At 69.9% G+C, this 10,820-nt stretch carries 7 protein-coding genes; 1 reads left to right on the top strand and 6 read right to left on the bottom strand.

Features of this window, described 5'->3' with window-relative positions; translation table 11 throughout:
- Positions 1–38: 38 nt before the first annotated feature.
- The 6 genes from CF165_RS30450 to CF165_RS30475 form a co-directional block, all read right to left on the bottom strand.
- Entirely contained in the window at positions 39–2,915 is a 2,877-nt protein-coding gene (locus CF165_RS30450; protein ID WP_093951034.1) for a glycoside hydrolase family 9 protein, read from the bottom strand.
- A 228-nt stretch (positions 2,916–3,143) separates the two neighbouring features.
- Positions 3,144–4,373: an HNH endonuclease signature motif containing protein gene (locus CF165_RS30455; RefSeq protein ID WP_093951035.1), complete on the bottom strand. Its 1,230-nt coding sequence runs from the start codon at positions 4,371–4,373 to the stop codon at positions 3,144–3,146.
- Between the two features lie 201 nt (positions 4,374–4,574).
- Entirely contained in the window at positions 4,575–6,071 is a 1,497-nt protein-coding gene (locus CF165_RS30460; protein WP_240521868.1) for an amylo-alpha-1,6-glucosidase, read from the bottom strand.
- 191 nt (positions 6,072–6,262) lie between these two features.
- Positions 6,263–7,072, bottom strand: a complete 810-nt coding sequence (locus CF165_RS30465) for a carbohydrate ABC transporter permease (RefSeq protein WP_093951037.1) — start codon at positions 7,070–7,072, stop codon at positions 6,263–6,265.
- The gene (locus tag CF165_RS30470; protein WP_093951038.1) at positions 7,069–8,028 is read right to left on the bottom strand and encodes a carbohydrate ABC transporter permease; all 960 of its coding nucleotides are present in this window, start codon (positions 8,026–8,028) and stop codon (positions 7,069–7,071) included. The genes CF165_RS30465 and CF165_RS30470 overlap by 4 nt, the downstream gene beginning before the upstream one ends.
- Before the next feature lie 8 nt (positions 8,029–8,036).
- Complete coding sequence (locus CF165_RS30475) at positions 8,037–9,284, bottom strand: sugar ABC transporter substrate-binding protein (RefSeq protein ID WP_093951039.1); 1,248 nt, start codon at positions 9,282–9,284, stop codon at positions 8,037–8,039.
- 199 nt (positions 9,285–9,483) lie between these two features.
- Here CF165_RS30475 and CF165_RS30480 point away from each other — a divergent pair, with 199 nt between their 5' ends.
- Positions 9,484–10,509, top strand: coding sequence for a LacI family DNA-binding transcriptional regulator (locus tag CF165_RS30480; RefSeq protein WP_093951040.1), 1,026 nt, complete (start codon positions 9,484–9,486; stop codon positions 10,507–10,509).
- The last annotated feature ends 311 nt before the right edge of the window (positions 10,510–10,820 follow it).

Raw genomic sequence — 10,820 nt, forward strand, 5'->3', positions numbered from 1 at the left:
CACATCCTACGAGGCACTCCGCCCGGCGGCGCCCCAGCTCAGCCGCACGCCCTCCCGTTCACCGTGAAGGCCGTCGGATTCTGGTTGCTCCCGGTGTAGCTGCCGTTGAAGCCGATCGGCACCGACTTCCCCGGCGCCACCGAGCCGTTCCAGGGCATCGCCGTGGCGGTCACGTCCGGGCCGGACTGCGACCACGTCGCCGACCAGCCCTGCGTCACCTTCTGACTGCCCGGGAAGGAGAACTTCAGCGCCCAGGTCGTCCAGGCCGTGGTGCCGGTGTTGGTCAGCGTGAGGGCGGCGGTGAACCCGCCGTTCCACGTGTTGGCCGCGTACGTCACCGCGCACCCGCCGGCCGGCTTGTCCGGCAGCGTCGTGAACTGCGCGGACGGCGAGTCGGGACCGGTGAGGCCCGCGCCGTTGCGGGCCACCACGACCAGGGAGTAGGCGGTCGACGGCGTCAGGCCCGTCAAGGTCGCGGTCGTCCCGGTGACGGTGGCGAGGACCTTGCGAGCCGAGCCGGTCACGCTGACCACGTCGTAGCCCTTGATCCCGCTTTCCGGATCCGAGGACGCCGTCCAGGTCACCGTCGCGCCGGTGCCGGACACCGCGGACACGACGGGCTTGCCCGCGGCGGCAGGCGGCGAGGTGTCCACAGTGGACGGCGACTTCTCCGCGGTCCAGTTCGCCAGCCAGGCCAGCGCCGAGTTCCAGTTGATGGCGACCTCGTTCACCGAGTACGCCTGGATGTCGTCGACGAAGCAGCGCTGGGGCGCGCAGCCGGTGAGCAGCCGCGCCGCGGTCGGGTCCTGCAGCCCGCTGTTGGGCCCGCCGGACAGCGCGCCGGGCGGGGCGGTCGGCAGCGACGGGTCGAGTTCGTGCGCCCAGAACCGGTGGTGCACGTTCTGCACGGCCTGGTCGCCGTGGCCGGAGACGTAGGAGTAGTTCGCCGGGTTGCGGCCCAGGAGGTAGTCCATCGCGGCGAAGGCGCCGTCGCGGTACTTGTCCTGCTTGGTGAAGTCGTACGCCAGGCCGAGCACCACGCCGTTGTTGGCGACCAGTCCGTTGGAGCCCCACTCGTAGGTGCCGTCGGCCGTGCGGTAGGGCGCGGGGTAGCCCATGGCCGCCATCTGCGCCAGGTGGCTGTCGGCGGTCGTGGTGATCGCCGTCCTGATCGCCGCGACGTCGGCCGCGGGCAGGCCGTTGGGCACCAGGGCGAGCGTGATGTCGCCGAGCGCGCCGGTCGAGCCCCAGTCGAAGCCGTGGGTGTTGAAGCTGACGCCGCGGTAGAGCGACGAGCCGGTGACGTCACCGCGGTAGGCGCTCTTGCCCGTCGTCGTGTACAGCTCCGCGGCGGCCCAGTAGAACTCGTCGGTCACGGTGTTGTCGCTGTAGGTGCCGCCACCGGTGCCGTCATTGGGGTCCGCGAGCACGTTCGGGTTGGCCTTCGCCGCGGCGTAGGCCTTCTCGGCCGCGGCGAGCAGTTTCGCCGAGTAGGCCGGGTCGATGGTCCGCCACAACCGCGACGCCTGCGCGGCGACGGCGGCCATGTTCAGCGTGGCGGCCGTGCTCGGCGGGGAAAGCCGGCGCGGCTGGCTGTCCTGGTCGGGCCGGGTGGGCAGGCTCGTCCACTGCGCGTCGTGGATCTTGTGGTGCACCATGCCCGCGTTCGGCTTGCCGTCGGGGACCTGCATTTCCAGCAGGAAGTCGACCTCCCAGCGAGCCTCGTCGAGGATGTCGGGAACGCCGTTGCCCTGTTCCGGGATCGCCAGCTTCCCGTCGCCCAGCGCGCTCGCGTCCCCCATCCGCAGCGCCCGCTCGTACTCGTCGAGCAGTTCCCACGTCGCGATGCCGCCGTTGACGACGTATTTCCCCTGGTCGCCGGCGTCGTACCAGCCACCGCGCACGTCGAGGGTGTAGCCGCAGTTCAGGTCCGACCGGCAGGGAACGTTGTTGTCACCCTGGTTCGGCGCGACGTTGACGTGCCCCGCAGGCCGCGCGTAGGCCGCGCCGGCGTACCGGGCGTCGATCGCGATGCCGCTGCGCTGGTGGTAGAAGAACGCGAGCGAGTCGTAGCGCAGTTTCTTCAGCCCGTCGGCGGCGATGTCGAACGGGAAGCTGGTCTCGGAGCCGACGGTCAGCGTGTAGCCGGTCCCCGGGGTGTCATAGGCGGAGAAGTCGATCTCGTGCACCTTCTCGCCGGAAGCGGCGTCCGCACCGCGGGGCCGGGTCTGGCCGGTGGCCACGGCGGCGCCGGCGGAGGTCTTCAGCGTCCAGGTGAGGGAGGTGGCCGAGTCGCTGATGACGGTGGCCTTCTTGGGCAGGCCGGGCGTGTAACTTTCCTGGTTCACCCGGATGCCGCTGGTCGGCGGCAGGCCACCGGGCGGGACGACACCGCCGATCAGGGAGATGTTGTCCAGGCAGACGGTGTTGTTGGCGGCCTGCCCGCCGAACCAGAACGCCAGCTGCCCGTTGCCGGCGTTCGGGAAGTCCAAAGTGGACGTGAAGGTGACGGTGAAGTGCTGGGTCGACGGCGTGACCGTCAGGTCGGTGCGCGAGATCTGCCGGTAGGGTGACACGGCCTCCCCGGCGACGGCGGAGATCTGCTGGGTGGTCGTGGCGTGCGCGTCGAAGGTCAGCGTGTACGGCTGTCCGGCCTCGAACGGAACCCCGTTTTGCCCGGCAAGCGCGTCGTAGCCGTTGGCGGTGCCACCGGTGACGTCGGTGCAGAACTCCCCGGCGGTGACGCGGCTGGTAGTACCGGCCCCGGCCCACCAGGGGTCGATGGTGCCGCTGGAGAAGGTGCCGTTGAGCAGCCGTTCGTAGTCCGCGGCCGACGCGGGTACGGAACCGGCCGTCAGCCCGAGCGCCGCCGCGGCCAGCAAGGCCAGACCGGTCCGCAACTTCCTTGCCCGCATTCGCCATCTCCTCATCGTCGAGCCGGCCGCAGGTTGGGAGCGCTCCCAGGAAGGAGACTGTAAACGGCCCGGCACACGTTGGCAACAATCCGCACTGGACGAGCGATCCTGCACCGGCAGGGCCGCGAAACTTTCGAGGATTGTTTCCTGGGCACGATCATCCAAACCAGAGGGTGACGTGGGTGTGGGCCCGTAGCCGTGTGGCTGCGGGCCTGTCCCATGCTGTGGTTATGCCGCGAACGGCAGTGGTTGGTGCAGGTTGTTGCGCCTCGGTTTTCGCCGCTTGTCCAAGAACACCGGCGGTAAGAATTCCGGGAGGCCGTCGGCGGCGATCCGGACCTCCCACCCCGAGCGGTGCAGCAGCCGGTGGTGGTGGGCGCACATCAGCACCAGATTGCCCAGCTCGGTCGGGCCACCGTCGGCCCAGTGACGGATGTGGTGACCCTGACAGTGCCGAGGTGGGCGGTGGCAGCCGGGGAAGGCACAGCCCCGGTCCCGCAGGTAGAGGGCGTGGCGGATGGCTCGGGGAACCAGGCGGCGCAGGCGCCCCACATCGAGGGGTTCGCTGTGGGTGCCGAGGACGGCGGGGATGATCATGCAGTCGCAGGCGTGCAACCGGGCTTCGGCGGCGGAGATCGTTCCGGTGTCGCCGAGGAGGGCGGTGCCGATACCGGTCTTCAGGTCTTCCAGGGAGACCGCGACCATCACGTGGGTTCGGTCCCCGGCCTGCATCGGCAGGTCCGGGGTGTTCAACGCCAGGTCGAGGGCGTCGGAGAAGGCGTCGCCGTAGCGTTCCTGCGGCGACCGCAAATCCGGGCCCTCGCCGGCGGGGCGACGCTGGGCCAGCGAATCCAGCAGGACGCTGGCCCGGGCACCGGTCTCGTCATCCAGCCGGCCGCTGATCTCCCAGATCCCGGTCCGCTTCCGCCGCAGGGAGAGTTCCCGGGTGGGGGTGGCCGGTTCGGTGTCATCAGGTTCCGCCCCGTCGGGGTCGAGGTGGGCCAGGATGCGGGCGCCGAGGGCGGCGACCTGCCGATGCCCCGCGTCGGCGGCGAAGGTCAGCAGATGCTGCTCGGCGCCCTCGCGGTGTTCGAGTGGGATGTCCTGCAGGACCCCGGCAATCACGTCGATCATCGGGTTGCTCAGCTGTCCCGACCGGGCCACCACCCCCGTGGCGGCCGCCAGGGCCGGAATCGGAGTGCCATCCAGGCTCAGGCCGGGGTTGACCGCCCGAGCCCGCTTCACCATCCGCTCGGCGGAGGATTTCGGGACATCCGCGAGGTGTTCCAGCAATCGGGGAACGGATCGGTAGCCGAACAGCTCCAGCACCCCTCGCTGCTCGATCTCCACCAGCAGCGCACCCAGTTCGGCTTCGGCAGACCGGATGCACGCGAACAGCGCACCGATGCGGTCGGCGATGGCCACCGCATCAGACTGCCAGAGCGCGTGTTCGGTCATAACTCAATGATTACCGGCAATCGAACACCTGTCATCACACGAACAGGTACCACCAAAGCAGAACTGTCACAGCGGCGGAACACCCCACGAGAAAGGCGGCAGAGGGACTCGATGCGTGGGGAATCGGCGCTGGCGACCACAAGGACAAGCAACCACGGCAAGCGCCGATTTCCCACGCCACGGCGAAGCCGCGCTTGAAACTCAACCAGAGGAAGCACGAAGCGAAGCATCACCAGCAAGAAGAAGGTAAGCACTGGCGGTCCACGTGTAAGCACGATCACGCAAACCTTCACCACTCAAGGCGTCAAAGTTCTCGGCAAACCCGGACTTCTCACAAACAGCCCGAAACCGAGCACTGACAAGGTCGGCAAGCTCAACAGCACCAGCCCGCCGAAGACCGTCTTCGATGAGCACGGTCGCAGGAGCCCAAACCGGACCACGCCAATAGCCGTCCGCCTCATAGAACGAGGACGAGGGTTGTTCGGTAGCAAGCCCAATGTCGGTCAGATGCGAATCAAGTCCAGCCACAACCTTGTCCCGAACATCGGAAGGCAGATACTCCCCCAGCACAATCGGCATGAGATCGAGCAGGCTCGAGCCGGGCGAGGCAGGCTGGCTGACGAATCGAGTGCCGTCCCACAACCGGTCCAGCAGCGCCGTGAGAAGGTCGCCGGCAAGAGCACGCCACCGAGCAGCAGCACCGGAGTCTCCCAGCGAGCCAGCCAGCACAGCGAGTTCGTTCAGCTGCAGCACAAGGAAAGCGGCGAGGTCGGGCGTCCGCACGAGCCGCCGGTCGGCGAACGGGGTCGCGTTGTCCCAGCCGCTGTCGTTGCCGTGCTCGTAGTGGGCGAACGGCTGGCCGGGCACGCGGCGGTGGTCCAGCCAGAACGTCGTCCACGCCGCCAGCTGCCGGTAGACCCGCTCGGTTTCCGGCAGGCCACCGGGAAGACGGCCGCGCAGGCGGCTCAGCGTCCAGCCGTGAATGGGCGGCTTGACGAAGTTGCGCAGCACCTCGGCGTGGGTGATCGAGTCCGGCAGGGCACCCTGGTCGTCCTGGTGGTCGAAGACGACCTGGAACTGGTCCCACGCCAGCCCGGGACGGCCGCCGGCGAGGGCGAGCGCGTTGAAGCAGTGGTCCCAGCTCCACACCTTGTCCATCCAGTGCTTCGACATCAGCACGGCCGGACGGCCGACGAACCCGGACGGTCCCACGATGGCCGACCACAGCACGTAACAGGCGAGTTCGGCCGCCGGGGTGCGGTCGCTGCGCCAGGGCGCCACGTCGTCGGCGAAGGCGGTGAAGGCCGTCCGTGCCGCGGTGACCACCTCGTCGAACGCCTGCTCCGGCACGTACGGCGCGCGGGTTCCCGGCAGTTCCTCGATCGCCACCTCCCAGGCGTCACCGCTGACGACGACGGCCCGCTCGGCCGTGCCGAGTGCTTCGGCTCCGATGTGCCGCACCTGTCCGGAAAGGACGGTGACCCGGTAGCGGTAACCCGTCTCGTAGGAGGTGAAGACGCCGGAGCCGTCGCCCGGATCGGTGAAGAAGTACGTGCCGGTGAACGGGGTCAGCGTGGGCTCCGCGGCCCGGATCCGCAGCTCCAGGCCGCGCCCGGCGATCCGGAGTGCTTCCGGGGACGCGAACGCCGCCCTGATCCGCCCGTGGCCCCAGGCGAGTTCGGACGGCGTGGCCGTCACCGGTTCGTCGGCGACCAGGGCCAGGACGGCGTGCATGCCGTGGCGGTGGGACACCAGGTGCGGGTCGTCGGCGCAGGTGGCCTGGGCCACCACCGGGGAGACGTCGAGCCACGATCCCGGGTAGCTGAACGGGATCTCCCGCAGCGAGAATTCGCCCGTGGGCACAGAGGTTGTCCTTTCCGGAAGGGGGCCTAGTCCTTGACGGCGCCCGCGGTGACGCCGGCGGCGACGAAGCGCTGCGCCAGCACGAGGAGCACGGCGGCCGGCACCGATGCGACCACCGCCGTCGCCATGATGGAGTTCCACTCCTGGTTGTTGTTGCCGATGTAGCGGTAGATGCCCAGGGTCAGCGGCCGCATCGAGCCACCGCCGTCGAGCGTCGCCGCGAAGACGAAGTCCGACCAGGCCCACAGGAACGAGAAGAGCCCGGCGGTCACGACCCCGTTGCGGCTCGCGGGCAGCACCACCGACCAGAACGCGCGCACCGCGCCCGCTCCGTCGATCGTGGCCGCCTGAACGAGCTCGTCCGGCACCGAGGCCATGAAGGAGGTGAGGATGAGCACGGCGAACGGCACCGCGATCGTCGAGTCGGCGAGGACCAGCCCCCAGGCCGTGTTCGTGATGCCGAGCTTGACGTAGATGCCGTAGAACCCCAGCGCCATGATGATGCCGGGGACCATCTGGGCGACGAGCAGCACGAACCCCAGCGACCGGTGGCCGCGCGGGCGGAGCTTCGCCAGCGCGTACGCCGAAGGCGCGGCCAGCACCAGGGTCAGCGCGACCGTGCCCAGCGCGACCAACAGGCTGGTCGCGAAGTACGGCAGCTGCTCGCGCAGGACCCGTTGGTAGCCCTCGAACGTCGGATCGGCGGGGAACCAGTCGGGTGGGGACTTGCGCATCCGCCCGGCCGGGGTCAGCGACACGTTGACCATCCAGTAGACGGGGAACAACATCACGGCGGTGAGGACGAGCCCGACCGCCGTGCGCCAGTGCCGGGTCACGCTTCCTCCTGCCTGCGCTGCGTCCGGATGTAGAGCAGCCCCGCCACCAGGGCCAGCAGGATGAGCACGTTGCCCACGGCGGCGCTGGGCCCGAACCGCGGGAGCATGCTGCCGAACCCGAGCTGGTAGGACCACGTCGCCAGGGTGGTCGACGACCCGCCGGGGCCGCCCTTGGTCATGATCCAGATGACGTCGAAGACCTTAAGCGTGTAGACGAGTCCCAGCAGCAGGGTGATCGCCGAAACCGGGCGCAGGAGCGGGAACGTGATGTGCCGGAACCGCTGCCAGGCCCCGGCGCCGTCGAGGGACGCCGCTTCGTAGACCTCGGCCGGGATGTTCTGCAGGCCGCTGTGCAGCACGACGAGGTTGAACGGCACGCCGATCCAGATGTTGGCGATGATCACCGAGACCAGCGACCAGGACGGCGACGTCAGCCAGTCGATCCGGCCGGCGCCGAACCAGCCAAGCACGGAGTTGACGACACCGGACTCGCTGTTGAGCAGCCACGCCCACGTCGACCCCGAAACGATCAGGGGCAGCAGCCATGGCACGAGGAACAGTGCCCGCAGGGTCGGGCCGAGGCGGAAGTTCCGGGCGAAGAACACCGCCATCGCCAGGCCGATGCCGTACTGGAACAGCAGCGACGCGGCGGTGAAGACGAACGTGTCGAGCAGCGCCGTGCGGAACGTCGGATCGCCGAACACCGTGACGTAGTTGTCGAACCACACCAGCGGCGCCCCGCCGTGGACGAAGGTGCGGACCGTGTAGCCGCGGAGGCTGAGGTCGATGTTCGTCGCCAGCGGGTAGCCGTAGCACAGCACGAGGTAGGCGACGAGCGGCAGGAGGAACGCCCACGCGAGGAGCTGCTGCCGTCGGCGCCGCGCGCGCCCGGCCCGTCCGGGCGCCGGAGCGTCCGGACGGGTGGTGAGCACGACCGGCTCACGGATGTCCTGCATGAGCCGGCCTACTTCGCCGCGGCGGCGGTCGCCTGCGCGGCCGAAAGCGCGGCGCCGGGGGCTTTCGACCCGGTCAGCGCGGCCTGCACGGCACCCCAGAGAGGCTCCGAGATCCGCGGGTAGCGGGTGCCGAGGTTGTCGCCGGTGCGGCCCTTCGCGACCTTGACCGCGTCGACCCACACCTTCAGCTCCGGCTGGGCGGCGACCTGCTTCTCCTGCACGGACGGCACGGCGGAGACGTAGGTCAGCGCCGAGTCGGAGTCGAGGACGTTGGCGGGGCTGGTCAGGCAGGACGCGATCTTGCCCGCGGTCTTCTCGGCGTCCGGGCTGCTCTGGGCCGGCACGGTGACGAACTCGCCGCCGGTCGGTGCCGGGGCCGCTCCCCCGGCGCGTCCCGGGATCGGGAGGACGCCGTACTCGAAGCCTGCTTTCTTCGCGTTCTGCAGCTGCCAGGTCCCGTTCTCGGCGAAGGCGTAGTCGCCGGTCGCGAACTCCTGCCAGCTGGTGGTCTGCGTGTTGCCGACGACGGAGTTCGGGGCGTACCCCTGGTCCAGCCAGGACTTCCACTGCGTGAGCGCCGAGACGGCGTCGGCCGAAGAAACGTCGGTCAGGTTCGCTCCCGCGCCCCAGAACCACGGGAGGAACTGGAAGGTGCCTTCCTCGGTGCCGATGGCGGAGAACGTGATGCCCTTCTTGCCGGCGGTCTTCACCTTCGCCAGCGCCGCGTCGAGCGAGGCCCAGTCCCGGACCGACGCCGGGTCGACGCCGGCCGCGGTCAGCACCTTCTTGTTGTAGTACAGCGCGAGCGTGTTCGCGCCGATCGGCACGCCGTACACCTGGCCCTTGACGTCGGCGGCGGCGAGCAGGTTCGGGGCCACCTGCGCCGCGTCGAGGCCGGTGTCCTGGTTGGACTTCAGCACCCCGGCCTCGGCCAGCGTGGAGACCACGGGGTTGTCCACCACCAGCACGTTCGGTGCCGTGTTCTGCTGGGCGGCGAGCAGCACCTTGTTGGTGAGGTCGGTCGTGTCGAACGCCTGACGCGAGATTTTCACGCCGGCCTCGGCGCCGCACTTGTCGATGACCTTCGCCCACGCGGAGCTCGCGTCGAACTGCGGGTAGGGGTCCCAGACCGCGAAGGCGCCGTTCGCGCCCGTCCCGCCGGAACCCGCGGCGGGGGTTGTCCCCGAGGAGCACGCGGCCACGGTCGTGACGGCGACGGCCGCCGACAACAGCCGGATGAGGGGGAGACGCTTCATGAGGAGGTCCTTCCTGTCGGCACCTGCGACGACCTGGAGGCGGTCGACCCGTCATCGAACCGGTTCGACGCTGGATAGCGGCGTCACCGTAAACCGCGAGCCGGGTCCGACGCAATACTCACTTCCTCAGGAGGTCAGGCCCATGCATTACCATCGACGCGACGTCGAACCGGTTCTGGCGACCGGGGTCAGGAGCGGCATGAACATCGGGGAGATCGCCCGGCGCGCGGGAGTTTCGCGCAGCACCGTGTCCTACGCCCTCAGCGGCAAGCGACCGGTTTCGGCGGCCACCGTGCAGCGCATCAACGACGTCATCGCCGAACTCGGCTACCGGCCCAACGCCAGCGCCCGCGCGCTGGCCGAAGGCCGCACGCGCACCCTCGGCCTGGTCGTGCCCCCGGCCAGCCGCCGGCTGACCGACGTCCAGCTGGGGTTCGTCGGCAGCGTCGTCGACGCGGCCGCCGCCCACGACCTCGACGTCCTGCTCTCCCCCAGCGGCGGCGACCACGACCGCTCGTTCGAGCGCATCGTCACCGGGCGGCGGGTCGACGGCGTGATCCTGATGGAGATCCTCCTCGAAGACCCGCGGGTGGAGCGGCTGAGCCAGGCGAGCCTGCCGTTCGTCACCATCGGCCACGTCGAGCACCCCGGCGCGTCCTGGTGGGTCGACGTCGACTACGGCGCCCTGATCACGCGCTGCGTGCACCACCTCGCCGACCTCGGCCACGAGGAGGTCGTGCTCATCAACCGGTCGGCCGAACTCGTCGCCGCGGGCTACGGCCCCGCCCTGCGTTCGGCGACCGGCTTCCTGGAGGCCACGGCCGCGCGCGGTCTCACCGCGCGCACCGTGTGCTGCGCGGACGACGCGGCCGCCGGCCTGGCCTGCTTCGAAGAGATCCGCACGCAATGGCCGTCGGTGACCGCGGCGGTCACGATCAACGAAGCCGCACTGCCCGGCGTCCAGCGTGCCCTGCACCGGGCCGGGCTCGAAGTGCCGCGTGACTTCTCGCTCACCGGCGTCATCGCCGAGCGGCTGGCCGAGGACTTCCACCCGCCGCTCACCGCGGCCGACGTGCCGGCCGTGGAGCTGGGCCGGCTGGCCGTCGACCTGCTTCTGGCACAGATCGCCGATCCTGCCGCAAGGGACGCCGCGCCGCGGCACGCCCTGCTCGAGCCGCCGATCTCACTGCGGTCCAGCACCGGCGCCCGCCCGCGCCACGCCTGACCGGTCCTGGTTTTACCGCGGGTCGAACCGGTTCGATGCCTTGTCCTTCCCGCTCTGTCCGCAGCACCGCGGTTTCGGACCGCGGCACCGGGATAATCACAGCCCGAGGGGGCTGCCGACCGTGCTGAGAGGCTTCGATGTCTTCCCTCGACCACTTGATCATCACCGTCGTCGGCGCCCGCCGGGCGGAAGCCCGTGAGCTTGCGCCCGCACCGGGACGCGACACGCGCCGCCGTTCAGGCGCCCGGAAACAGCGCTGGGGCTCACCGAACCCGGAGCCCGGACGCGGTGAGGCGAAACCGGAGTAGCCG

The organism is Amycolatopsis vastitatis (genome assembly GCF_002234595.1).
In the GTDB taxonomy this organism is placed as follows: Bacteria; Actinomycetota; Actinomycetes; order Mycobacteriales; family Pseudonocardiaceae; genus Amycolatopsis; species Amycolatopsis vastitatis.